The sequence below is a fragment of the Sporosarcina jeotgali genome (genome assembly GCF_033304595.1).
GTDB lineage: Bacteria > Bacillota > Bacilli > Bacillales_A > Planococcaceae > Sporosarcina > Sporosarcina jeotgali.
On the sequence record NZ_CP116341.1, the window covers coordinates 1,405,961 to 1,431,348 of the forward strand.

At 40.9% G+C, this 25,388-nt stretch carries 26 protein-coding genes; 17 read left to right on the forward strand and 9 right to left on the reverse strand.

From position 1 onward, the window contains the following. Positions 1-25: 25 nt before the first annotated feature. On the reverse strand, positions 26-952 hold the full coding sequence (locus PGH26_RS06785) for an iron-hydroxamate ABC transporter substrate-binding protein (protein ID WP_323693233.1): 927 nt from the start codon (positions 950-952) through the stop codon (positions 26-28). Between the two features lies 1 nt (position 953). Further along, positions 954-1,748 (reverse strand): ABC transporter ATP-binding protein, encoded by a 795-nt coding sequence (locus PGH26_RS06790; RefSeq protein ID WP_323693234.1) that lies wholly within the window; start codon positions 1,746-1,748, stop codon positions 954-956. 118 nt (positions 1,749-1,866) lie between these two features. Here PGH26_RS06790 and PGH26_RS06795 point away from each other — a divergent pair, with 118 nt between their 5' ends. Beyond that, on the forward strand, positions 1,867-2,913 hold the full coding sequence (locus PGH26_RS06795; protein ID WP_323693235.1) for an NAD(P)/FAD-dependent oxidoreductase: 1,047 nt from the start codon (positions 1,867-1,869) through the stop codon (positions 2,911-2,913). A gap of 67 nt (positions 2,914-2,980) precedes the next feature. Here PGH26_RS06795 and PGH26_RS06800 read toward each other — a convergent pair whose 3' ends face one another. After that, the gene (locus tag PGH26_RS06800) at positions 2,981-3,331 is read right to left on the reverse strand and encodes a DUF3307 domain-containing protein (RefSeq protein ID WP_323693236.1); all 351 of its coding nucleotides are present in this window, start codon (positions 3,329-3,331) and stop codon (positions 2,981-2,983) included. Positions 3,332-3,461: 130 nt separating this feature from the next. On the opposite strand from PGH26_RS06800, the gene PGH26_RS06805 reads away from it, so the two are divergent. The 3 genes from PGH26_RS06805 (at position 3,462) to PGH26_RS06815 (ending at position 7,248) form a co-directional block, all read left to right on the forward strand. Further along, positions 3,462-4,604, forward strand: a complete 1,143-nt coding sequence (locus PGH26_RS06805; protein WP_323693237.1) for an HD domain-containing phosphohydrolase — start codon at positions 3,462-3,464, stop codon at positions 4,602-4,604. Between the two features lie 7 nt (positions 4,605-4,611). Then, positions 4,612-6,408 carry an adenylate/guanylate cyclase domain-containing protein gene (locus PGH26_RS06810; protein ID WP_323693238.1) on the forward strand — a complete coding sequence of 599 codons (1,797 nt, stop codon included), beginning with the start codon at positions 4,612-4,614 and terminating at the stop codon, positions 6,406-6,408. Positions 6,409-6,507: 99 nt separating this feature from the next. Beyond that, positions 6,508-7,248, forward strand: coding sequence for a DUF4309 domain-containing protein (locus tag PGH26_RS06815; protein ID WP_323693239.1), 741 nt, complete (start codon positions 6,508-6,510; stop codon positions 7,246-7,248). A gap of 45 nt (positions 7,249-7,293) precedes the next feature. On the opposite strand, the gene PGH26_RS06820 is transcribed toward PGH26_RS06815, so the two are convergent. Next, entirely contained in the window at positions 7,294-7,947 is a 654-nt protein-coding gene (locus tag PGH26_RS06820; RefSeq protein ID WP_323693240.1) for a TetR/AcrR family transcriptional regulator, read from the reverse strand. Positions 7,948-8,201: 254 nt separating this feature from the next. On the opposite strand from PGH26_RS06820, the gene PGH26_RS06825 reads away from it, so the two are divergent. The 7 genes from PGH26_RS06825 (at position 8,202) to PGH26_RS06855 (ending at position 19,134) form a co-directional block, all read left to right on the forward strand. Next, positions 8,202-9,716 (forward strand): BCCT family transporter, encoded by a 1,515-nt coding sequence (locus PGH26_RS06825; RefSeq protein WP_323693241.1) that lies wholly within the window; start codon positions 8,202-8,204, stop codon positions 9,714-9,716. 15 nt (positions 9,717-9,731) lie between these two features. Continuing rightward, on the forward strand, positions 9,732-11,777 hold the full coding sequence (locus tag PGH26_RS06830) for a CocE/NonD family hydrolase (protein ID WP_323693242.1): 2,046 nt from the start codon (positions 9,732-9,734) through the stop codon (positions 11,775-11,777). Between the two features lie 839 nt (positions 11,778-12,616). Then, positions 12,617-13,468 carry an MFS transporter gene (locus tag PGH26_RS06835; RefSeq protein WP_323693243.1) on the forward strand — a complete coding sequence of 284 codons (852 nt, stop codon included), beginning with the start codon at positions 12,617-12,619 and terminating at the stop codon, positions 13,466-13,468. A gap of 88 nt (positions 13,469-13,556) precedes the next feature. Continuing rightward, complete coding sequence (locus tag PGH26_RS06840) at positions 13,557-13,916, forward strand: hypothetical protein (protein ID WP_323693244.1); 360 nt, start codon at positions 13,557-13,559, stop codon at positions 13,914-13,916. Between the two features lie 126 nt (positions 13,917-14,042). After that, positions 14,043-17,858 carry an AAA domain-containing protein gene (locus tag PGH26_RS06845; RefSeq protein WP_323693245.1) on the forward strand — a complete coding sequence of 1,272 codons (3,816 nt, stop codon included), beginning with the start codon at positions 14,043-14,045 and terminating at the stop codon, positions 17,856-17,858. A gap of 21 nt (positions 17,859-17,879) precedes the next feature. Further along, positions 17,880-18,659, forward strand: a complete 780-nt coding sequence (locus PGH26_RS06850) for a hypothetical protein (RefSeq protein ID WP_323693246.1) — start codon at positions 17,880-17,882, stop codon at positions 18,657-18,659. Continuing rightward, on the forward strand, positions 18,649-19,134 hold the full coding sequence (locus PGH26_RS06855; RefSeq protein ID WP_323693247.1) for a cupin domain-containing protein: 486 nt from the start codon (positions 18,649-18,651) through the stop codon (positions 19,132-19,134). The genes PGH26_RS06850 and PGH26_RS06855 overlap by 11 nt, the downstream gene beginning before the upstream one ends. Positions 19,135-19,176: 42 nt before the next feature. Here the strand turns inward: PGH26_RS06855 and PGH26_RS06860 are convergent, their stop codons facing one another. Continuing rightward, complete coding sequence (locus PGH26_RS06860) at positions 19,177-20,169, reverse strand: LCP family protein (RefSeq protein ID WP_323693248.1); 993 nt, start codon at positions 20,167-20,169, stop codon at positions 19,177-19,179. A gap of 340 nt (positions 20,170-20,509) precedes the next feature. On the opposite strand from PGH26_RS06860, the gene PGH26_RS06865 reads away from it, so the two are divergent. Further along, the gene (locus PGH26_RS06865; RefSeq protein WP_323693249.1) at positions 20,510-21,367 is read left to right on the forward strand and encodes a YitT family protein; all 858 of its coding nucleotides are present in this window, start codon (positions 20,510-20,512) and stop codon (positions 21,365-21,367) included. 40 nt (positions 21,368-21,407) lie between these two features. Here the strand turns inward: PGH26_RS06865 and PGH26_RS06870 are convergent, their stop codons facing one another. Next, complete coding sequence (locus PGH26_RS06870; RefSeq protein ID WP_323693250.1) at positions 21,408-21,560, reverse strand: hypothetical protein; 153 nt, start codon at positions 21,558-21,560, stop codon at positions 21,408-21,410. Between the two features lie 101 nt (positions 21,561-21,661). Here PGH26_RS06870 and PGH26_RS06875 point away from each other — a divergent pair, with 101 nt between their 5' ends. The 4 genes from PGH26_RS06875 to PGH26_RS06890 all read left to right on the forward strand — a co-directional run bounded on the left by PGH26_RS06875 (position 21,662) and on the right by PGH26_RS06890 (position 23,686). Further along, a complete protein-coding gene (locus PGH26_RS06875; RefSeq protein ID WP_323693251.1) occupies positions 21,662-21,964 on the forward strand; it encodes a YunC family protein in 303 nt (100 codons plus the stop codon). Positions 21,965-22,180: 216 nt separating this feature from the next. Next, the gene (locus PGH26_RS06880; RefSeq protein WP_323693252.1) at positions 22,181-22,360 is read left to right on the forward strand and encodes a hypothetical protein; all 180 of its coding nucleotides are present in this window, start codon (positions 22,181-22,183) and stop codon (positions 22,358-22,360) included. 92 nt (positions 22,361-22,452) lie between these two features. Next, positions 22,453-22,956 carry an antibiotic biosynthesis monooxygenase family protein gene (locus tag PGH26_RS06885; RefSeq protein WP_323693253.1) on the forward strand — a complete coding sequence of 168 codons (504 nt, stop codon included), beginning with the start codon at positions 22,453-22,455 and terminating at the stop codon, positions 22,954-22,956. 127 nt (positions 22,957-23,083) lie between these two features. Next, positions 23,084-23,686, forward strand: coding sequence for a superoxide dismutase family protein (locus PGH26_RS06890; protein WP_323693254.1), 603 nt, complete (start codon positions 23,084-23,086; stop codon positions 23,684-23,686). A 43-nt stretch (positions 23,687-23,729) separates the two neighbouring features. Here the strand turns inward: PGH26_RS06890 and PGH26_RS06895 are convergent, their stop codons facing one another. The 3 genes from PGH26_RS06895 to PGH26_RS06905 form a co-directional block, all read right to left on the reverse strand. Beyond that, on the reverse strand, positions 23,730-24,020 hold the full coding sequence (locus PGH26_RS06895; protein ID WP_323693255.1) for a DUF2653 family protein: 291 nt from the start codon (positions 24,018-24,020) through the stop codon (positions 23,730-23,732). Continuing rightward, entirely contained in the window at positions 24,008-24,445 is a 438-nt protein-coding gene (locus PGH26_RS06900; RefSeq protein WP_323693256.1) for a hypothetical protein, read from the reverse strand. Before PGH26_RS06900 ends, PGH26_RS06895 begins: the two co-directional genes overlap by 13 nt. A 93-nt stretch (positions 24,446-24,538) precedes the next feature. After that, positions 24,539-24,694, reverse strand: a complete 156-nt coding sequence (locus tag PGH26_RS06905; protein WP_323693257.1) for a DUF1540 domain-containing protein — start codon at positions 24,692-24,694, stop codon at positions 24,539-24,541. A 243-nt stretch (positions 24,695-24,937) separates the two neighbouring features. Between PGH26_RS06905 and PGH26_RS06910 the strand changes: the two genes are divergently transcribed. Next, on the forward strand, positions 24,938-25,387 hold the full coding sequence (locus PGH26_RS06910) for a helical membrane plugin domain-containing protein (RefSeq protein ID WP_323693258.1): 450 nt from the start codon (positions 24,938-24,940) through the stop codon (positions 25,385-25,387). Position 25,388: the final 1 nt, after the last annotated feature.

Consider the following 25,388-nt stretch of genomic DNA (forward strand, 5'->3'; position numbering starts at 1 on the left):
TGAAAGAATCCTTCTTGAACAACGATTACTTTAAAAAGTTTTCTTTGAAAAACTCAAGCTGATACTCAAGTGTTAGCGGATCATTGAAGTAGAATTCACTCGCTTCTGCTTCAAATACATGGCCATCCTTAACAGCTGGTGTGTTTTTAAATGTTTCAGTTTCCATAAAGGAATTATCCCCATCATTGTTGCGGCTTAAAACAACATAGTCACCCATATATTCAGGAAGCACTTCTGTGGAAAGAGCGAAGTATCCATCTTTTAATGCATCTGCTTTCACTTTTTCCGGCATAGGAAGCTTCATTTCCTGGTATAGGATTTCAGTTCCGCGAGCCCAGTTATCGCCGTATACATACAGTTGCTTGTCAAAATTTTCAATAACCGAAACGGTTTTATCTTCACCGATTTTAGCTTTGATTTCTTCACCAGCATCTTTTGCACGGGCTTGAAAATCAGTGACCCACTCCTGTGCTTCGTCACCTTTGTTCAGTAATTTACCGATTTCAACTTGTTGAGTCAAATAATCGACTTTGCCGTATGTGAACGTAACGACAGGAGCAATTTCTTTCAGTCGATCAATATTATTCATTGTTGATAATCCGATGATCAAATCCGGTTCCAATTCAATGATTTTTTCTAGATCTTCGTCAGTTACTTCTTCAGCGTCTTTTAAATATTTGTCAAAACGAGGATTCGTTTTTGACCAAGAGTCTACACCGACAATCGGAACGTCCAGTGCTGCAACGTGACCTGCATAAGTAGATAAAACAACAACACGCTGAGGATCAGCAGGAACTTCAATTGGACCATTTTCAGATTCGTAAGTGATAGTACCTGTTTCTTTCGCAGGTTCTTCTTTAACGGGTTCCTTAGAAGTATCTTCATTTTTCGACGAGCAAGCTCCTAAAACAAGTACGAGTGCAAGTGCTAAGAATAACAATGCTTTTTTCATGTCAATTTTCTCCTTTTAATAAATCGTATGTAATACACATCGGTTTACCGCTTCTTGGATCTATTCCAATTTCTGCGTCGATCCTAAAAACTTCACGCAACGTAATAGGTTCGATCACTTCTTCGGAAGGACCTGCCTTAATAACTTTGCCATCTTTCATCGCTATCAAATAATCAGCGAAGCGGGCAGCTTGATTTAAATCATGCAGCACCATGATGATTGTTCGCTCTTGTTCGACATTCAATTTTTGAAGCAATTCCAGAACTTCCAACTGATGAGCCATATCTAAATAGGTTGTCGGTTCATCGAGAAAAATAATGTCTGTTTCTTGTGCGAGTGCCATTGCGATCCACACTCGCTGGCGCTGACCACCTGATAATGCATCTACTTGACGATCCCGAAAAGCATCCGTATTTGTAACAGAGAGTGCCCAGTTAATGACATCGAAATCATTCGCTGTTAACCTGCCTAATCCTGTTTGATAAGGAAACCTTCCATAAGAAACGAGCTCTGATACTGTTAGTCCGCTCGCTGCCTCTTGTGTTTGCGGAAGTATAGCCATTTTACGGGCTAGGGCTTTTGTCTTATGGTCAGCGATATCTCCTCCATCCAGCAAAACTTTTCCAGAATGGCGGGGGATTAAGCGTGTCATTCCTTTTAGAAAAGTCGACTTACCACACCCGTTAGCCCCGATAATCGCAGTGATTTGCTTATTTGGAATCGTAACGGATAGGTCGTCCACGATGATTTGTTCACCGTAAGCAATTTGTAAGTTCTCGGTTGCTAAGCGTACCATTCGGAACACTCCAATCTTTTATACACGATAATCGTTGATAATGATTCTCATTGTCGGTATAATGATACTATAAAGAGTGAACCCAAGGAAGTCAAATATAAATTTAGGGGGATGAAGTATGTCTCAAGCAACGCTCGTAGATGTAACGATTATTGGTGGTGGACCTGCAGGATTATATGCTGCTTTTTATAGCGGTTTACGCGGGATGTCCACAAAAATCATTGAATTCCAACCGGAACTTGGCGGGAAACTGCATGTTTATCAAGAAAAAATGATATGGGACATTGGCGGCGTGACACCTGCACCTGCAGCCGAGATGATTGGCAAGTTAGTAGAGCAAGGCATGACCTTCAACCCCGAAGTTGTTTTGAATGAAAAAGTGACAACCATTGATAAGGATGACGAAGGCAATTTCGTCCTGACTAGCTCAACAGGAGCTAAACATTATAGTAGAACAGTCATTCTTGCGGTTGGCGGAGGTATCTTGAAACCACAAAAGGTCGAAATAGAAGGAGCAGAGCGATTCGAAGTTTCGAATTTACATTACACAGTAAAATCACTGCAGCATTTTAAAGGAAAACGGGTATTGATTTCAGGCGGGGGGAACGCTGCAATCGACTGGGCTAACGAACTCGAGCCAATTGCAAAAGAAGTGATTTTAACGTATAGAAAATGTGATTTGAATGGTCATGAAGCTCAAGTTGAACAATTACTGCAAAGCAAGGTAGTATGCCATTTCAATACTCGCATCGACAAACTGGTTGCTTCAGATGATCATCATTCAATAGAAAAAGTTGAATTGAAACATTGTTTGGAGGAATCTGGTTTAGTGTTAGAAGTTGACGAAGTGGTGATTAATCACGGGTATGAAGTAGATACGTCTTTAATAGGAAGTGAAGCAAAAATTGAGCTCACGAACGATTACAGAATTGCAGGAACACCAATGAGCGGAACATCAGTTTCTGGCATTTTTGCAGCTGGCGATGTTCTATTCCATGAAAGTAAAGTTAATCTTATCGCGGGTGCATTCCAAGACGCGGCAAATGCCGTAAATAGTGCTAAAATGTATTTAGATCCAAAAGCATCGCAAGCAGGAATGGTCAGTTCACATAATGAAGTTTTCAAGGAACGCAACAAAAAACTTGTTGAACAATTGATAGGTTGAGTAATTGAATATAGTTTTCCAAAAGAAAGAAGCAGATTCAACAAACCTGCTTCTTTCTTTTGCGTTTTTATCCCCAGAAATGGCTAATGACAGCAAGTACGAGAATATGAAAGACTTGGTCTGCCATTATGAGTAACCACGCAGGCTCGCCATCTTTTACGCCCATAATTGTCTTAGCCCACCAAGCGACGAAACGACGGCGATCTAGAAAAACATGACTTATAAAAATAATGGCAATTACACTTGCAGGCATCATTCCGGTTCCTATTAAAAAAGCAGTGCTTACAACCGATGTATAAACGAAACAGTGTGTTATAAGCGGGACCCATTTTGTAGCCTTGCCCGAAGCCATCCAGCTCGTTTGCAACAAATAATCACCAATTAGATGACCTACAATTAAATATGAGAACAATGTCACGCTGTTACCTCCGTAGTGAAATTTTTTTGGGTAAATTATGACTTTAGTTGTGTATTCTAATCTATTTCATGCTACTATTATTACAAACAGATAGGAATGTGACAACAGTTTTTTAGGAAGGATTACATAAATGGATAAATTTTTTGCAATAACAACTCCCGATGTCTCTGAATTTCCACAGTCAGATCTGCTATTATCTACGATTTTTGAATATATGGGTAAAATGTCTACCGAAACAGATATTGCTAAGATGCTCTTGTTACTAGCCGATTTAGGTACAAAGTTAGTACAAGCCGATCGGTGTACGGTTTGGCTGCATGAAGCGTCTTCGCAACGTGTTTGGACGGTAGCCGGACACGGTGTAGAAAGAATAACAATTGCTGATAACAGCGGGTTTGTTGGAAGAAGTATACAAACCGGATCTGTGCTAAATGTAGAAGATGCTTATTTGGATAAACGATTTAATAAAGCGGTTGACCGGGAAACAGGGTATCGCACGCGCTCTATACTGTGCATCCCATTTACAAACCAAGAAGGAAAAATAATTGGAGCATTCCAGGCGATTAATAAGCTGGGGGAACCTCATTTTACAAAAAAAGATGAAACATTGTTAACATTTGCGTCAACTTATGCCGGTAAATCCCTTGATACATTCATACTGCACAATGAGTTACTTGAAACACAAAAGGAAATTATAGAAACGATGGGGGAGATAGGAGAAAGCCGGTCACAAGAAACCGGTAATCACGTTAAACGTGTCGCTATTTACTCGTATAAGCTAGCTCAACTTGCAGGCATTTCCGAATCTCAAGCGCTGCTTCTTCGATATGCATCTCCTATGCACGATATCGGAAAAGTGGCCACGCCTGATTCGATTTTGCTGAAACCAGGCAAGTTAACGACAGAAGAATTCGAGGAAATGAAATTGCATACAGTCGTTGGATATAATGTTTTCCGAAAATCAGAACGTGAATTGTTAAAAACAGCTGCAATTATTGCTTACGAACATCATGAAAGATGGGATGGAGCTGGATATCCGAGAGGGCTGGAGAGGGAAGAGATTCATATATTCGGAAGAATCACCTCAGTTGCGGATGTGTTTGATGCATTAGGCAGTGATCGAGTGTATAAAAAGGCGTGGCCACTTGAAAAAATCGTTTCTTATTTGTCTGAACAGCGAGGGAAACAATTCGATCCCAATTTGATTGATTTATTCCTTAACCATTTAGATGATTTTGTCGCTATTCGTGATAGTCATACCGATAGGATGTGAGACTAAAATGTCGAAAACAATTTCTGTAGAAGAAACTCGTCTTGTGAAAGTACCAATTGAGGCAGTATGGGAACTTGTTTCCGATACCAATCGACTAAATCGATATATTGGATTGTTTCCAGTGAACTTCTCTCCATTCACAACCAGAACGCAGCAACTCATTCGAAAAGCTAAGGGAAAAGCGTTTGGATTGATTGAAGTGGAGTGGGATGAGAATGTATTTGAATGGGTACGAGAATCATTTTACACGGTTGAAAGAAATTATACGAAAGGTCCTGTAGAACGTGTGATTTGGAAAGTGTCAGTAGACAAAGTGAGTGATCAAGAAACGAGCTTGACACTGACAGGATTGTTCGAGTATCGCTCGATTTTAGGGAAAATCGCCTTGAACAAAGGAGTTATTCCACAACTGCTTACAACATTTGCTTATGTCGAAGATGCTGTACTAACAGCTGAAAAGCAACTGACGGAAAGAGAGCAAAAAGCTATACAGGTAGATGAACGTGTATTACAAGATGCTGAGCATCATTTGAACGAATTATCAATTGAGCCAAGACTTGTCAATGCACTTGTCCAAACCATCCGAACCGAATCGGATGAAGCTGTCACATCCATACAGCCATATCGATGGGCTTTTGATCATGGGTTTACAAAACAACAAGCTGTACGCCTATTTTTGTTTGCGAGTGAAGCAGGAGTTTTGGATTATGAATGGAGTTTAATGTGTCCGAACTGCCGAGTCGCGAAAGATCATGCTTCTGTCTTGAAGGATGTTAAAAAAACAGTTCACTGCGACTTATGCGGAGTGGATTTCGAACTTGACTTTGAAAACTATGTGGAAATGACATTTCAAGTGAACGCTGCGATTCGCAAAACAAATAAAGAAACCTTTTGTATTAATGGACCAACCACGTCACCGCATACCATTGGCCAATTTAGGGTACCGCCTCAAAAGACAACTCGGATCTCTTGGAATTGTATTGAAAAAGACATGCAAATTCGGGTAGTGAAGCATAATTTCAAAGTGCCGTTTACATATCAGAGAAATATGGAGTCTTCTGAAATTCATATTCAACAGAATGGTATTGCCGAGGCGTTTGTTATGCAAAGTCCGGACATATCCATTGTGAATAATAGTGATGAAGAATATATTTTGGCATTTGAAGAGACCAACTGGGATGAATTTGCACTCACTGCACGAGAAGTAACCTCATTACAGTTATTTCGGGATTTGCTTCCAGCAGAAGTCCTTGCACCTGGTATGCAAATCGGAGTAGGAAAGTTAACAATTCTCTTTACCGATTTAAAGGACTCAACACAGTTATATGAGCGAGTTGGAGATGCTAGCGCATACAGTGATGTACAAAAGCACTTCACTTCACTGGGAAGTATAATTAGAGCGCATGATGGGACAATTGTTAAAACAATTGGAGACTCAATTATGGCGGCATTTTCATCCAATCGTCTTGCCTTAGATGCAGCATTTGAAATCCAATCTTCCGTAACAGCCTTAAACGACATTCTGAATAGCCCGGTTACAATAAAGGTAGGCTTACATGAGGGACCTGTAATTGCAGTCAACGCTAATGGTGTTTTGGATTACTTTGGAAGAACCGTGAACATGGCAGCGAGAGTCCAACAACAGAGTATAGGCGGAGACATTGTATTGAACAAGAATCTATTTGATGAGATGCTTATTGAAAAAGACACAGTGGAAGTAAATGAATTTACGACACAGCTGCATGGAATGGCATCTCCGATTCAATTGGTCAGATTGAATCCTATCGTAAAGGGCGTTATTTAAAAGAGCTATTTTAGCTCTTTTTTTCGTTTTATGTGTAATTTAAAGTGAGGAGGGAAAATAATAAAAGTATTCATTTTTACAATGGGAGGTAGATTGAGTATGAAAAGGGTTCCTATAATGCTTTTAATTGTATTAAGCGGAAGTTTAGCTGCTTGTTCTGCATCCACATCAGACGAAACAGACAATTCAACTCAACATGAAACCAGCGATACCGGGCAAATTGACAAAAATTCAAACGCAAGCGGTCAACGTAACGGTGAAAATACGACATCCGAGGATGAAGAGGCCAAACCGGATGAAAGACAAGATTCAGAGCAGAGCCATGAAAAAGCAGAAGATGAGGATGACAAAAAATCATCTGAGCAAGATAGCGCTGAAGAACAATCAATTGAAAAAGAACAAAAGCAAATGGCAATTAATACATTAAACGGATTGGTTGAAGATGGAAAAAAAGGTGAAGTGTATCATTTAAATGACGGATTTTACGTAGGAAAGACTACACAAACCGAAGTATATAACACAATCGGAAAACCTGAGCGACAAAACACGTTCGATCGCTATACAGGGTCAATGGGGCAAGCTTCCTATGATCTTAGATATGACGAAAATGGTCTGTTGGTGGAAGCACGGTATCTTGGAACAAATGTTGAAAGACAAACAAATTTAGGCGGCATCACATCAACGGACTTAAAAGAGCAATTGGGCGAACCTGATGAAAAACGAACCCTTAAGGAAACCCATCAAAACAGTTATATTTATAAGCTCGGGAAGTACGAGATCCAGTTTATCTTGAATGAGAAAGATCAAGCAGACCATGTGAACTTACTCGCAATCAATTAAAAGAAGCCATGCGGAGGAGTAACCCCGTATGGCTTTTTAAAATTTTTAGGACTTTAAGCGATCAATGATCTCTTTTACATAGAACATGGTGCGGCTTGCGGCTTCCTCAGGAGTGGCGTCAATCCGATTATTTAGGAAATTCATAAGCATTCCTTGCCAAATTAGAATAGTTACTTCGTTGAGCGATTCGATTTTTTCTAAGTCCAGGCTGCCTTGTTCGACTGCTCTTTTTAAGATTGGATTGCCTCTTTTTACTACATTCTGTTCAAGCAGGCTCATTCTGATTTCTTCAGGAACGTCTACAAGATCCGAAGGGTAGAATTCATAATACTTCTCCAGCAAATGATCGGGGTTATCTCCTAAATCACGGATGAAAACAGAATGGAAGATATCCGGCTGCTGAAATGAATATTCACAGAAGCATTCCCAAGCAGTCATATATTGATCTAAAGCACATGTTTTATCGTTCATGCGTCTCGTTACTTCAACCGTATATTCTTTCATTAATCGCATGGATGCAAAAAAGAGCAAGTGTGAAAATTCATCAAAATAATTGTAAATGGTTGCACTGTTATATCCTGCCCGGTCTGCGACTTTACGAATGGTAACAGCTCTCGCCCCTTCTTCTTCAATAATTTCGGTTGCAGCTTCCACAAAATACTTCCACATTCTACTTTTTTGAAGCTTTTTCTTATCCAATTAAAGCGCCTCGCTTCTCTCAATTATCAGTTGTTGTACAATTCTACCAGTCTAATTCAGTATGCACTATACTTGTACTTGCAAATTTATTCTGATAGTATAAACACGTTCACAAGATAATCATGATTATAAATTAATAATGATGAATCTGCAATCTTTTTTGACTAGACAATCTTGATCAAATATAGAGGAAGTATGTTATTTGAAAGCGTTATCAAAGTTGCGTTTGTGAAACAAAAAAAGGGGGCTGAAGGATGCAGAAAACGAAATTAGATCCTTTCGTATTTTGGACGTCAATAGGATTTATTTTATTGGCAACCGTTTTACTTGTAGTATTTAGAGAAAGTGCAGAACCTGTACTGGATGATGTCATGACTTTCATTACATTTAAAATGGATTGGGCATTCCAGTTTCTTACTTTCGGGCTATTTGTATTTCTAATATGGCTTGCATTTAGTAAATTCGGACGCATTAAACTGGGAGAGGGAAAACCTGAGTTTTCAAATTTCAGTTGGGGAGCCATGCTGTTTACCGCTGGAATGGGAACAAGTATCATGTATTGGTCCATGATTGAACCGATTTCGTACTTTTCAGGTCCGCCATTTGGAATAGAACCAGGTACGAACGAAGCTGCTGAATGGTCACTTACATACGGATTATTTCATTGGGGAATCTCAGCATGGTCGTTATATGCATTCCCAACGGTCGTAATTGCATACTCGTATTTCGTAAGGAAACGGCCTTCCTTAAAAATTAGTACAGCTCTGAGTGGCGCACTCGGCAAATATGCCGATGGATGGGTTGCAAAACTTATTGACGTCCTCGTAATTTGGAGTTTAGTTGGCGGTCTTGGAACTTCACTAGGTCTAGGTGTTCCAATGGTCTCTGCGGTTGTAGGCTCCATATTGTCGATTGAACCGTCTTTAGGATTGGACGCCGTTATCGTCACGCTCATTACAATTATTTATTCGGCCAGTGCTTACTTAGGCTTGCAAAAAGGGATTAGAAGGCTAAGTAATCTGAATATTTACTTGGCAATTGCCCTTGCTCTTTTTGTTTTCATCGCAGGACCTACTTCGTTTATACTTACGTATTTCTCGAATAGTTTTGGAATGATGCTCCAAAACTTCACATTTATGAGTTTCCACACGGATCCGATATCCAAAGGTGGATTCCCTCAAGGCTGGACAGTATTCTACTGGGCTTGGTTTGCTGCAACTGCTATGTTCATGGGATTATTCGTAGCCCGGATTTCCAAAGGGCGAACGCTGCGTGAATTGATTACTCACATGCTTTTGTGGGGGTCAATCGGAGGCTGGATCTACTTCATGGTCTTCGGAGGCTATTCTATGAATTTGCAATTACAAGGAATTGCCGATGTCGCAAAAACACTTTCTGAACAAGGCGGACCAGCTGCAGTAGTAGAAATCCTTCGTTCTTTGCCATTAGATGTACTCATGTTGCCATTCTTTGTGATTGTTGGTGTGGTTTTCCTTTCAACATCCATGGACTCAGCAACATACATTTTAGCGGCTGTTGCTACGAAAGAATTACAGCCTGGGGAAGATCCTCCACGCTGGCACCGAATGATTTGGGGTGCAATACTGGCGATATTATCGATATCATTACTGTTAGTGGGCGGACTTCGTGTCATACAGACCTCAGCAGTTGTCGTAGCTGTACCAATCTTCATCATTTATATTCTTCTTCTGGTTTCACTTATCAGATGGTTGAGAGAAGATTTTCCAAACCAAAACCTACACAAATAATTGGAGGCATTTCCTATGGTATTTAATGTTAGAGAAACGAATCGTACAATCCGTACAAAATTTCCGAAAGAAACGAAAGAATTATCGAACGTCATGATTCCGCTTTCAGACGGAACTCAATTAGCTGCACACATTTGGTTGCCGATAGATGCAGAAACAACACCGGTGCCAGCCGTTCTTGAATATTTACCGTATCGCAAAAATGAATTCACAGCACTGCGTGATTCACTTCGTCATCCTTACTTTGCAGGTCATGGGTATGCGAGCATTCGTGTTGACATCCGCGGTACAGGAGACTCAGACGGTATTTTATATGATGAATACTTAAAGCAGGAGCAAGACGATGCATTAGAAGTATTGGACTGGATTTCAAAACAGCCTTGGTCGACAGGCAGTGTCGGGATGATCGGTAAGTCATGGGGCGGATTCAATGGACTCCAAATTGCCGCCCGTCAACATCCGTCGTTGAAAGCAATCATCACGTTATGTTCAACAGATGATCGTTATGCAGATGACGTCCACTACAAAGGGGGCGCGATGCTTGCTTCCGATATGCTCTGGTGGGCAAGTACGATGTTTGCATATAACGCACGTCCTCAATACCCGGAAGTCCGTGGGGATTCATGGAGAGAAAATTGGCTCGAGCGTATGGAACTGACTCCTCCATATGCAGAAGAGTGGGTTCGCCATCAGCGCTACGACTCGTATTGGAAACACGGCTCTGTTATAGAAAACTATGAAGATGTGACAATTCCAGTCTTTGCAGTGGGCGGCTGGGCAGATGGCTATACAAATGCAATTCCGAGATTGTTAACCGGCTTAAAAGGACCTAGAAAAGGATTGATTGGACCGTGGGCGCATGAATATCCGGAAATGGCGGTACCTGGCCCTCAAATCGGATTCTTGCAAGAAGCAGTCCGCTGGTGGGATGAATGGCTAAAAGAAGAGAAGACCGGCATTATGGATGAGCCGATGCTTCGTGTCTATATGCAAGACAGCGTTCCTCCGCAAACTGATTATTCCTATCGTCCCGGACATTGGGTCGCTGAACAGCAATGGCCGCCAGCGAACGTTTTGGAAAAGCAGCTGTTCTTGAACGGAAAGAACCTAAGTGGAACAGCAGAGGGCAAAGAAGTGATTGTCTCGTCAGTCCAGCAGCATGGATTGTATGCAGGTGTTTTCTGTCCATTTGGCCAGCCAGGAGATTTGCCAGCAGACCAGCGAATAGAAAACGGCATGGCGGTTGTATTCGATGCAGCGCCAGTTGAAGAAGATCAGGCAATTCTAGGCGAACCGGAATTCCGCTGCAAAATTAAATCGGATAAAAAAGCTGCCCACTTGGTGGTCCGTCTTAATGACGTTGCACCCGATGGCTCTTCAACTCGAGTCACATGGGGAGTATTGAATTTAACTCACCGTGACAGCGATGAACATCCAAGTTATCTAGAGCCTGGAAAGCCATATGACATCACCGTGAAGATGAATGTCATAGGCCACACGCTGCAAAAAGGTCATCATTGGCAGCTTGCGGTTTCACCGAACTACTGGCCGCATATTTGGCCATTCCCGGAAGCAGTAACCTTTACTCTAGGAACTGGTGAAGAGACGTCACTCGTCTTGCCGCTTAGAAATCCAAAAGATCTTGACAGCACACTGAAACCTTTTGCTCAAGCAGAAACAGCACCAGTACTTGAGAAAGATATTATGCGTGAAGCGGGCCGTACACGAGAAGTGAAGCAAGATGCAGCGACTGGAGTTTGGACGCTCGATGACTTTTCCGACGAAGGCAAGCGCAAATTGCATTGCAATGGCCTTGAATACGGAAGTACCAATCGAAATGTCTATACCATTCGAGAAAATGATCCACTCAGCGCTCGTGTGGAATGCGATTGGACGTTAAGTGTCGGGAAAGACGAGTGGCAGACGTACTTGGAGACGAAGAGTACGATTACTGCTGACGAAACTCATTATTATCTTATGAATGAATTGAAAGCATGGGAGAACGATAAAGAAGTGTTCCATAAGAAATGGGAAGAGAAGATTGAACGTGACTTCACTTAATTGAATAGGTGAGTTATGTAAGATGAGTTGCCGAGGGAATCAGAGAAATCTGGTTCCAGCAGCAGCTTTTTTTATGGGGAACTTTTCTAATAATGCTTGCGGGAACTCATAGGAATGGTGATACCTTACTGCATGTGCTCATAAATCCTTGAAAGTGCTCATAAACTTCTAGATGTGCTCATAAATCTGGAAATCTGCTCATAACTACAGAAAAGTGATCATAAATACAAAATTCCGCTCATAACCCTGGAATAATGCTCATAAATACCAAGAAACCGCTCATAGAGTTGCTGCTCACGCATAACTGATATGCAGCAAGCTCATTATTCTCAACTTCCAATTAGGAAATCCTTTAAGAAAACATGCGATGAACATATAAAAAGTGCTGCTTGCCGCAGAAAGAATGTTCCACTCCTCAACACCCTTATTTAATACCGATAATTTGTCTGCTTTCATTATTTAGAAAATAATTGTAAGTTACACTTTCAATTATTATGAATTGTGGTAACATATATTAAAATCGAAAAGCGATGAAGAGCCAAGTACATATGCCAAAGCATGACAGAGAACTCCGTTAGCTGAGAAGGAGAATGCAGAAGCACATGGAAACAAACCTCGAAGCTGCACATAGGATATTTTATTTTCATGAAATTGATTGTGTGCCGGGTTCTCCCGTTATAGAGATAAAGTATTTTCTATACTGAAATCAGTATACGTACTTGAAAAGGTTTTTGTGGCGACACAAGAACAAACTGTGGTGGCACCGCGAACTTCTAAATTCATGAAGTCTCGTCCTCAAGTCTATTGACATGGGGGTGGGATTTTTTTGTTGTCTTTATATGACGAAGCTCATTCCTAAGACAAACAGACAAAGATTTAATGCACTTAGAAATTTTATTAATTCAAGCGGCTTTATTCTAGGACCTTCTATTGCAGGTTTTCTGTTTATTATGGGCACTCCGTATCTAGCGGTACAACTAAATTCTCTGGCATTATGCATGTCCGCCATAGTCATATACCTTCTTCCAAACTTGGACATCTTAAACGAGAAACCTGTTACTTCTGAAAAAATGAGCATCAAAATAATCAAAAAAGATTGGCTGGAAATTTTGGCTTACAGTAAATCAAATAGGCATAGTGCATGGGTTTATATACTTTTTTGTGGAATTACTGTTTTTATGACGGGGCTGGATTCTTTAGAAGCAGCATTCGCAACGAATGTGCTTTCTTTATCGGAAAGTGCTTATGGATTTCTTGTGAGTGTTGCCGGACTAGGGATAATTGCAGGATCTTTGACAAATGCTTTATTTGCCAGTCGGTTTAAAACGAATGTGCTGATTGACATTGGTGCGATATTTACACCGGTCGGCTATTTGACCTTTGCATTTTCGCAGAGCTTTATAGCGGCATCAGCAGGTTTTTTCATTTTGACATTTGCGTTGTCATTTGCAAACATTGGATTCTTAACTTTTTATCAAAATAATGTTCCAGTATCGATCATGGGAAGGTTTTCGAGTGTTTTTGGCGTATTAGAAGCATTGCTAATAATAGTATTTACTGCACTAATTGGAGTTTTAGCGGAGTTCTATGAGATTCGTGTTGTATATATAATCGGTTCTTTTAGTTTTCTTGCATTAGGTTTTCTTGTGAGTGTAATTGTTTTGGATAAATCCAAAACAGTCTATTATTAAGAAGACAACATAGATAGCAGAAAAGGCGTTGTTTACAACCCTTGCCTAAAAGGGAATACTCACTGGAGTACCTGAAGGAGGTGGCGTTATGAATCATCCAGCATCGCTAGAAGAATTTGTGAAACATGCGTCGAAATTGCAAGGGGATCAGAAGACCTTGTACGTAACTCAATCTGACTACACACCGGAAGAGATAATTGTATCGGATGAAGATACTGCAGGTGGAGTTAATATGCAAATGATCCGTCTATTAGCTTCATCAGATATGGATGCGGTTTATTGGGAAGAGCCATTTTACGATAGCGGGGAATTGGAGCAAGTTACGATTCAACTCGATTCACTTAAGTCATTCACTCGCAAAGTAATCCCCTTGGAAGAGATGGAAAGAATGAAATCACGTTTTGGAACGGAACCGGATGCTATTCAAGGTGAAAGGGAACCATCGTAACATGTCTTTTCGCACTCGCAGCAAATGCTGTTTTCGTTTATAATGGATACTAGATGATTAATAAGAACAGGTTCAGCCATTTTTTAATGGCTGACCTTTTTTTACGGACCGAAAGAAGTGAAGGCAATGAACCGGGATACGTTTGAAAAGACGGTAAAATGTGAGTTGACCATGACAACGAGTGCTCGTAATGGGATTGGAAAAATCGCCAAAGACGAACACGCTTTTTTTGCTATGCAAAAATCTTTCGCTGTACATATTGAAAAAAGACCTGAAAATCAGCAAGGGAGCCAAGCTTTTTCGTTTTTCTTTGACCCTGAAGAAAATGTGAAACTGAATGAACTGCTGGATGGCCGTGTCCCTGTATTAGAATGTATTGTTAAAAATGATGGGTTCCTCGCAACGGGATTTCATGTGCGAGGCAAACGAGAACCAGCAGCAACAAATCGCCGGCTGGGGGCGAACGTCAAATTCAAATTGGGCAAAAGCTCTGGGATTTCATTGCCCATTGATTTTGCCACGCTTTTACGTGAACTTCCAATTGCAGAAGAGCGTTCGGAATACGTAAAAAAGCGAATTGGCGGCTGGGAAGGCTATTTGCGCATCATGGAGAAAAATGCGGATGTTGAAGATATTCACGCCCGTGTCAAATCTGTCACGCTAAGTGAAGATTTCCGTACGGCTTCTATCCGAATCGATGGTCTGCCTAACAAAGCTTGGAGAACGATCACAGGATTCTCTGCAAAATTTGCAGGAGTTTCTTTTGATCTGGGCAATGTGGTCAACGCGGATAAGAAAACAAACCGCATAGATGTAGAGCTCAAGAATGGCGCTGTACAAAGTGCGCGGAAAACAGGATTTCAAGGAAACGATTTTGAGTCAATTGTTTTCAGTAACTTTGCAGAACTGAGTCAAGTCAGAAGACTGAGAAGAGGATTCAAAGATCTTCAAAATGGGCTGGCTGCGAATGCTAACTTAGAGAAAATCTTGTTTGAAGAACGCCCAGTTGTGAAAATTACGAATCGAAGAGAACCGCTGGAGTTCGAAACGTCTTTGAACAAGTACCAGCAAGAAGCGGTTAATGGAGCCATGAATGCGAATGACTTATATGTCATTCAAGGCCCTCCGGGAACGGGAAAGACAACTGTTATTTCTGAGATTTGCAATCAAGCTGTAAAAGCAGGCTTACGCACACTCGTAGCATCACAGGCAAATCTGGCAGTAGATAATGCCTTAGGAAGACTCCTGAACAATCAAGACATAAGAATTCTCCGTTATGGCAGAACTGAAAGCATTGAAGAAGAAGGACGCAAATTCATTGAAGAAAACGTTGCGGAGCATTGGCGAACACAAACGTTAGAGGCGATGGAATTCCAGCTGGACCAACACAATCAGCTCGAGGCTACTCTTCGAAAAGAGGAAGTAACAGTACAAAAAAAATCTGCTGCGCTAGTAGAGCAGCAAACTGAGTTACTTGAACAGCAGGCCGCCTGGAATGAAAACAAAGAAAAGCTTCGTACAATCCAACAAGAACTAAAAGAAGTGCAGCAGAAAAAACAGGATGCACAGCTTGCTGTCGAAAAAAATGAAGGTGCGAGGAAATCAGCAGAGATTAAGCTCGAAGAAACCATGTCTGAAATTAGTCGATTAAAGAAAGTAACGACTGAAATTTCTTCAGGCAACTTAAAGTTGACTGAACTGAAACAGGAACGCCAGCAGCTGCAAGACAGAATTGACCTGCTGAAAACGAGTCAATCGTTAGCAGAAATGGCCGCTCAAGTAAATGAGTTGCAAACAGCGATTAACCATAATTCGGAACAAATTGAAACTTATCAAGGAGTTCTCTCTAAAGTAACGTCTGTAGGAAAGCTGAATGACTTGAAGGATTTATTGGACGAAGTAAACTTTGTTCCTACACCAGAACTTGATCAGAAGATGACCAATCTGATTCGCCAAATTGATCGGGTTCAAGAAGTTGGCGGGGAAGAGAGCTTTTCAGCATGGTCTGATACGGTATTGCGGATTGATAAAGCAATCACTACTGTAACGAAAATTCTGGAGGAGCATCAGTTCCATAATCGTATACGCATTCCGAAAGGATTTCGTAATCGCCACACGCTGGAGTCAATTCACGAAACGGTTAGCAGAGTCGGCCGTTATTTAGTTCAGCCAAACGTTAAAAAGATCCTAAGCACAACATCGTTTTCAGTAGAATCTTACGACTGTCTTGAAAATTTAACGAAAGCTGTTGGGCTGCTGCATGATCGAAAGAACTTCATCTCTGCATTTCTTCTAGAAGCGCAATCTACAGCGTCGTTGTTTGAAGACATTAAAAAAATCGCAGCAGAAATATTCAATGGGAAACTTATTGAACTAACTGCTAAACAACAAGGCATTCAAGACCGTTTTAATCAGTTAAACGGACAACTAATGGAAATCCGGACCGTAAGTGATGAAACGCAGTCACCCGAAGTGATAGCTGATGTCCTTAATGAGATTGAAGCCTCGCATATTGCTATATCTAAAACCATACAAGAAGTGCTTGAAGCAGAGAAAACTCTTAAGGCTGTTGAAGCAGACCTTGAAAAAGCCCATCAACAAAGGGAAACAATTCGAGCTGACATCCATTCATGCACTGTGGTGGAAGAAGAACAAAGCGAGCAGTTAAATGGATTCATAAAAATATTAGCTGATAAACAAAGTCAGGCAGAGACACTTTCGCAAGTATTATTAACTGACCCCGCTCCTCTTTTGGCGGAAAACTCCAGTAACCAAAGAGAATTGAAACAACAGATGGAGCAGATTACAAAGCAACTTGAAAATGTTCCAGCAATTCAATCCGTTCAAAAGAATTGGCATCAGATGCTGACTGAAGCAAGCCCATATGACTTGGATGAAATCCGGAAACTATATGTTAAACACGCAAACGTAATTGGTACTACGTGTGTTGCTTCTGCTCGAAAAGAATTTGTAGAAGAATATCCGGTTTTCGATTTAGTCATAATAGATGAAGTTTCCAAAGCAACTCCGCCTGAACTGTTACTCCCTATGCTAAAAGGGAAAAAGATTGTGCTTGTAGGAGATCATCATCAGCTTCCGCCATTAGTCGGTCAAGAAACGATGGAAGAGTTTTTAGAGGAAATGCCTGATGATGAACAGAAAAGAGATATGGAACGTTTGTTGAAAGAATCTCTCTTTGAACGATTGTTCAGAACTCTGCCAAAACAAAATAAGACGATGTTAGCGATCCAGTATAGAATGCATGAACGTATTATGAAGTCCATAACACCGTTCTACAATGAAAACGGGTACGAGCTTGTTTGCGGGCTTCCTGATTCTGATACAGCACGCGCGCATCATCTTGAAACAAAAACCATTAAGCCGGATGACCATTTACTTTGGATTGATCAACCTAATACACCTGATTTCTATGAAGCGAAACCAAAAGGCGGAACAAGCCGTTATAATGAAAGTGAACTGAAAGCTATACGAGACATGATACTGGATTTAGATCAGGCTGCTGAAAAAGCGATTGAACAAGGGAAACTGCATGTAAATTCAAAAAAACAAGTGGGAGTGATCAGCTTCTACGGCGAGCAAGTTAAACGCATTAATCAGATGATTCAAGAGGAACTTCAGTCAGAGCATCTTATATTCCGAACTGGTTCTGTCGATAAATTCCAAGGCATGGAAATGGACATCATCATTGTGAGTTTTGTTCGGAATCATGGGGATGCAAGCGGCGAAATCGGCTTTGCAAAAGACTACAGACGTCTCAATGTCGCACTTTCCCGTGCGAAAGAGCTTTTAGTGATTGTCGGAAGTTCAGAAATGTTCATCAACAAACCAAAATCGAAATTGACTCGTGATATGTATCAGCATTTGTTTGAGGAAATCAGCAAACAAGGCGGCATCCGTTCACTTGTTGAATCGGGCTCGTAACGATAGGAGTGCAATCTTAACGTGGAAGAACTTAAAAAAAAGCTGAAAAAAGAATTACAACAATCCTTGGATAGTAAAGTTCTTTCTGAACAATCGTGGACTTTTACAGCCCATAAAGTCCTGGTTTCTTACAATACGGTAACGAAAACAAAGATGGATGTCCTGATGAAAATGATGTTGATGACTCTGCAAAAACTTAATATTGAGCGTCCTGAAGAACTTGCACAGATGCTCGGGGTTGAATTATTATTTATTGAAGATTTGCTTTCGATTATGAAAGGTGCAGGACTTGTTGTGAATAAGGACTGCTGGTCAATTACACAATTAGGCATTGCACAATTGAAGACGGGCATGCTTCTTCACGAAACGGAAATTGAAGAGACTGAGCTGCTGATAAGTCCGCTTCATGACGAATTCTTAGAAGCAGAGAAATCTCATCCATTACAAGGAAATCTGGATTCTTTCCGATATGATCGGGATCCCGAAAACTGGTCAGCAGATACAATTCCTGCAGACTTGTTGCAGACGGAACTTTCTGCAATAGTAGAACAGGACAATACGGCAGAGCGCCAGCGCATTGTAGAACAAGTTTTGAAAGTTACTGCAATCGAGAAAGTACAGATTCCGTGTTTCGAGTTTCATATCCACAACCCAAATCAAGATGCCTTGTATGCAAGAATTTGGAATACCTTTAGCGATCAGTGGGATGAAACATTAGAACAGCTTGTAGTCGGAGAGGAACGCTCTGCTTGGCGAGACCGTTATCTTAGTAAAGAGGAGGAAGTAACTCATGAAACGTAATGCAGCGTATTGGACAAAACAATTAATGCTGGAAAGCCATCCTGAAGGCGGCAGCTTTGCCAGCTCTTATGCAGCTGGAAGTACGATTGATACACCTGCGGGAGCAAGACCGCTTTATACAAGCATCTATTTCATGTTAGCGGACGGAGAAGTTTCCCATTTTCATCAGCTGCAGTCAGACGAACTCTGGTATTACCACGATGGAAGCGCGCTGACTGTCCATAAGATTTCAGCTGATGGTGAGTATTCAGCAGTGAAATTAGGATTGGACATGGAACAAGGTGAACAACCGCAAATACTTGTCCCTGCAGGGGCTATATTTGGTTCATCTATGATTGAAAGCGGCGATTATGCACTTGTAGGCTGCATGGTTTCACCTGGGTTTGATTTTGAGGATTTTAAGTTGTTCACTGAAGAAGAATTGGTAGAGCGATTCCCGCAGCATGAAACGATCATTAAAAAGATGACGCCATAAAAAGACGTTCAGCCGTATAGGCTGAACGTCTTTTTAACTAATTTATTCCTGGTCTGTATTCATTTCAATATTTTTATCCGACGGTGTGGAGGTGCCGGATTTAGATGATAAAAAGTCATTAAGGGCCTGTGTGTTTTCATCAAAATCAATAGTCAGTACTTGACCGACTCCGGGGATCCTTTGATTTTCGTCAAATGACCCATCGATCGGCAAGCGCATAGATTCAATACCAGAATCTTTGTTGTCCAATAGGCCCTTACCTATCGACAGCATGGTTTTCTTATCTAGGTTTGTCGTCACATAGCTATCTGCCATACCAAGTAATTTAGGAAGGCTTAGCAAGCTGTGAAGACTGACAGCTTCTGCTTTAAGCTTAGCAAGTGCTTCTTGCTGACGTTCTACACGTCCGAAATCACTTTTGCTGTCATGACGGAATCGTACATAACCTAGCAGTTCATTTCCGTGCAGGCGTTGAATTCCTGGTTCTAGTGTCATGTTAATGCCGTGCGACATTCGATATGGGATATCAACTTCAATGCCGTCTGGTGCTACTACATCGACCATTTTGGGGAATCCATCGAAATTGACTTCTGCGTAATAATGGATGTCGATTCCAAAGTTCTCTTTAATTGTTTTTCGCACAAGTTCTGGTCCGCCGATAGAGTAAGCGGCATTCATTTTATGTTTTCCGTGCCCAGGGATCTCTACATAAATGTCACGCATCACAGAAACGGTTTTCAATTCTTTAGTATCCTGATTATAATGTGCAATCATCAATGAATCGGATCTTCCTTCATCGTCTTTAGGACGTGCATCAGATCCTAATAATAAAATATTGATCTCTCCATATTGAGGTTCAGGAGCGTTAAATATATCTTCTTCACCTTTATCGGGCTTTTCACCTGCAAGGGACTGTCCTGCTTTAAACTGATTAATCCCGAAATAAGCTGCACCGCCGATAAGGAGGAATAGTATGAGCAAGGTTATCCAGACTTTTTTCTTTTTTTTACGTGTTCTGCGTTCAGAACGGTTCATAGTGCCACCACCTGTAATTGGTTCCGCAATCGTGCGGTTTACTGCTTAATAAGTAGGACGCATCTTTAAGAGAAATGTTTTCTCTCATTATTTATTTGTCTCTAACTAATGAAGCATACGATGGAATTCAACATTTTGCAATACTTAACTGCTTTCTCTTTGATTAGGATTGCGATTGCATCCAAAGGGTATGCTAGTTATAATAGCAATTGAATAGATGCATGACTCACCCTTTTATATGGGTGTGACGGACTGTCCCTGTCTTTTCCGTCAGACAGGACTTTTTTTGTTTTCTCTAATTCAAATTTAGAATCTGGATGGTATTGAAAGGAGATGTACGATGTTTTTTATTGAAGCAAAACGAATTGTTACCGTGATTTTAGGTGCGTTATTATTATCGGTATCTCTGAACTTGTTCCTCATTAATGCAAACGTTTATGCAAGTGGTTTCGCAGGGATCGCCCAGCTGCTTTCAAGTGTTCTCGCGGACTTTGCGGGGATAACTGTTTCTACTGGTATACTGCTCCTAGTACTGAACGTTCCAGTGTTCATATTAGGGTGGTTTAAGGTAGGGAAAGGCTTTACCATTTACAGTATCGTTTCTGTAATTTTCACAACAATTTTCATGGGTATTATCCCAGTCATGTCATTATCTGATGATATCATCCTTAATGCTGTATTTGGCGGAGTCATAGGTGGGGTCGGTGTTGGTATTTCATTGAAACTGGGTGCCTCAACTGGTGGTATGGATATTGTTGCGATGGTCTTGTCGCGCTTACAAGATAAGCCGATAGGTACTTATTTCTTGTTGTTGAACGGAATTATTATTGTAGCAGCTGGATTTTTGTATGAACCCGAAAATGCGTTATACACGATGGTCGCGCTTTATGTTTCAACAGCCGTAATTGATGCAATTCATACACGTCATGAAAAAGTGACTGCGATGATTGTTACTCGAAAAGCGGACGAATTACAGGCTGCGATACATGATCAAATGGTCCGCGGAATAACGATTATTCCAGCCAAGGGCGGCTATACGAAAGAAGAAAAGAACATGTTGTATTTGGTGATTACAAGATATGAACTATACGACTTGGAAAAGATTATTAGTGAAGTCGATCCAAACGCATTTGCTAATATTGTTCAGACGGTAGGCATTTTTGGCTTCTTCCGCCGAGAAGGTCAATCGATCACATAACATCAGAACACCCTGCTTTTGAAAGAAGCAGGGTGTTTTTTTATTTTCTCTTTTGGTTTTCGGATTTTCTGAAAAGCTCTTTTAGCGCTTCACGTTTTTCACCATACGTGGAATAATCTTCTGAAAATTCTTCGCGTCCTGGTAAAGCAGGAGGCTTATTTGTTTTCTCACCATCAATATTGCGTTTAGCCATTATTTCCACCTCCCTTTCTTCAAAGTATGTACCGCATAGAATGCTTTTAGTCACCGGTTGTTGCTGGGTGCCATACTTATAGAGTGAAAGGGGAGGATGGATTGGTAACCGTAACTTCAGTGCAGATTGAAGGGCACAGTTTTACAGCTGTTTCCGTTTCGCTTCCGAAAACTACATTGCTGACAGTTTCGAACGAAAATGGGTATATTATGTGTGGGGCACTTGACGTTGGACTGTTAAACCGTCTGTTAAAAGACCGTAAAATTGTGGCGGGACGTGCGACTGGTGTGAAGACAATTGAAGAGTTGCTTGCTGCGCCGCTCGAATCAGTAACCTATGAAGCAGAAGCTTGGGGAATTCAGGCAGGAATGACTGGAGAACAGGCATTGTTGAAGATGATTTAACGTATATAAGGATGCAAAACGAGAATTTCGGTGATCCATCGAAATTCTCGTTTTGTTTTTGACACATTAACTCAATTAGTTTGTTTGGAATCATGGATTATTGTTGCGAATCGGCACCTGATGTTTTATGATGAGAATGAGAAACAATCTCAATGACTACATAATCGCCATGCGGTAAACTGTGAAATGTCTTTCTGCATGGGAAAGGTGAGTGCTATGAAAAAAATCATTATTGCTGCAATAGTATGCGGCGTTGCATTAGCAGCTCTTGCAACCAGTCCTATCTCAGGAGCTTTTACTGACGGTCTGATCTCGGGGCTGCTGGTTATTACGATTTTAGCAGGCTCATCGGCCATCATTGCAATTAAAGACCGCAGGAAACAAGCGTGGCATTGAACAAATGATCTGAATGGAGCCGGCAGGTGATTTCTGCCGGCTTTGCTATTTAAAATGCAACTCGTTTCATTCAGTCAGATAGGGGACAGTTTATGAATATTCATGTAACGTACGGAGATGTATCAGAACTAAAATCAATTAAAGACAGTTTAACAACAGAGCATCTCGTTCTGATGGAACTTGGAAACGAAGCAGCACTCATCCAGGAAAACGATGGCTCTGCAGGGTTTGCTGAAGCAGATTCCTATACAGTACTCGATGCTTCAGGTGAAATCACTGATGGAAACTATGCAGTTTTCAATAATATCCCGGTCACTCAAGAGGGAAGAGAAGTTTTTGAACAACGCTTCATGGGACGTGCTAGACAAATTGAAAACACAGAAGGATTTTCTGCTATCCGTGTTTTGCGGCCATTAGAAAGCGATACGTATGTTATTTTGACAATGTGGAATGATGAAGCATCTTTCAAAGCATGGCAAACTTCTCAAGCTTACGCAACTGCACACCAAAAGCGTGGTACTGATGAAGGTATTGATAAAAAACCAAACATTTTTTCACGCCCCTCGTTTGTAACAACTTACAAGAAAATAGATTGAATGAACATTTCTAACCGATTTCCTGCTTATCTCAGGGAATCGGTTTTTTCTTTTGCATCATATAGATGTTTAAAAAGGATACTTGAGTGAAAGAGAACACTATAGGTTGAATCAAGGAGGCGTAAAAATGAAGACAAGGCTAACAATTCTTCCTTCTATTGGTCTTATGTTCGCTTTAGCAGCATGCGGAGCTGAAGACAATGCGGATCAGGTGACACAAAATGGAGACGTAGAAGACAGTAATAAGGTATCTGGTACAGAAAGTGAAATGCAGCAGAAATCATTTACAGTTTTAGTAGATTTAAAAGATACAGATGGCAAGACAACTGGAACTGCGGAATTGGAAGAGACAGATGACGGTGTCAATGTGCATGTGAAGGCTGAGGGTCTTCCAGAGGGAATGCATGGTTTCCATTTCCATGAGACTGGTGTTTGTGAGGCGCCGGATTTCGAATCTGCTGGCGGCCACTTCAACCCGGAAGAAACGAAACACGGACTCGAAATGGAAGGAGGACCGCATGCAGGGGACATGCCGAATTTAGAAGTAGGTGAAGATGGTACGGTTGATGATGAATTTACAGCTAAGAACGTAACATTGGAATTGAATGAACCGAATTCTTTGTTAACAGATACGGGTACAGCACTTGTAATTCACTCAGGTCAAGATGACGGTAAAACACAACCGTCTGGAGATTCAGGTGAGCGGATTGCATGCGGAGTAATTAAGTGAAAAAATGGACAGCCTTGGAATCAGGTTGTCCATTTTTGTAGAATTATATGAGTGATGCGATAATTCCCCGTTTGTCATCGAGCAGGAATTTAATACCCGTTGCGTAAGGGTCTTGATGAAGCTGTTCTTCAATCCACAGTCGCAGTGCTTGTGTCATATCAAAAGTATTCATGTTGACGGTCATCCCGTTAACAGCAGCTTCTGCAAAAAAACCTTCGTCATCTTCATAGAACAGTTCGACTTCAACTTGTTCGGGAGTAACGGATTTGTTTTTAGCCTGCTGCAGGCAGATAGCGTTAATAATGTCTTGTTCTTCAATCATTAGTTCTGCCATCTGTGCATGTCGTCCTTATCTTGTTTCTTTTTCTTGAAGTACATGTAGGCCATACGCAGAACACCTATAACCGCGATGATCGCAAAAACATTAACAAGTAAACCTAAAATGGAACCTAGGATACCCATGTTGGCAAACAGGCTTCCAAAAAGAATACCCGCTAGTCCGCCTAGCATAAGTCCTTTCATTAGCCCTCTGGATTTTGGTTTAGCTGTTTGTGATCCGCTGTTTTTAGTGAAGGACGCATTATCTTTCTTCTTATCCACTGCTGGTTTGTTGAAATTGTTTTGGTTAGGTGAAAATCCTTTTTTACCGGATTTGTAGCCCTTCGCTTCAGCCGATGGGGAATGGTCGTTAAACACAATCGTGCCAATCGGTGAAAGAATGAGCGTTAGTGCTAAAAACGCTGCCGCAATTTTTTTCATGAATTAGTCAAACCTCCGATGAAGTAATGGATTGGTTTCAATCCTCTTCACCATTGTACAGCAGAATGATTAAAAGTTAAAATAGTTTACTTATCACACTTGAGGCACAAACGTTTTGCAGTCTGTTTCACTGCTGGACTTCGCGTGGTTGCCTTTCTTGCTGACGACATAAATTTCGTCCGCGTCACACTTGTTTCCTTCAGACCAAAACTTGCAGTTGTTCACTTCACATCGAATTCGTTGTCCCATTTAAAGCACCTCCTTTTTCTCTAGGATGTGCTGGAAACAGGTCACTATACTGCGAAAATAAATATTAATTAAATGCCAAACTAAAAACTTGAAGTATATGAAAAAGAGGCGTATAGTGACTTGATGGTAATCAGATTAGGTGATTATGACATGCGGATATGTAAAAGTTCTTCTTAATAATTCAGCACATAGTTTACCTAGTTCCTGAACAAAATACATTAAACTAAAAAAGGGGATTTGCACATGACTACGCCGCTCAATCCTGAAGAAGCAGCAAATGTTGCTACAGAAGGCACACAGCTACCTTCCGATCAAAAACAAGATATTTTAGACCAGTTGCTAAAACCAGAAGTCCAAGAATCGTTGACGACTCTTGTTGAAAAACTTCCGCAGCTAACAGAGCTTGTTGACTTAATGACAAAATCTTACGATGTTGCTAAGGCAGTTGCAACAGACGAAGTATTGGTAAACGATACAACTGAATTCATGAAAGAAATTGTAGGACCTGTAAAAGATTCTGCAAAAAATATGGCAGCAACTGTTATCGAAGCAAAAGATCTTGCATCAAAAAATACAGAAACAATCGGTTTGTTTGGTCTAATGAAGATGATCAAAGATCCTGAAGCTCAACGCATTTTCCGTTTCTTAAGTGCTTATCTAGAAATTGCTGGACAACGCAACCATACAAAATAAT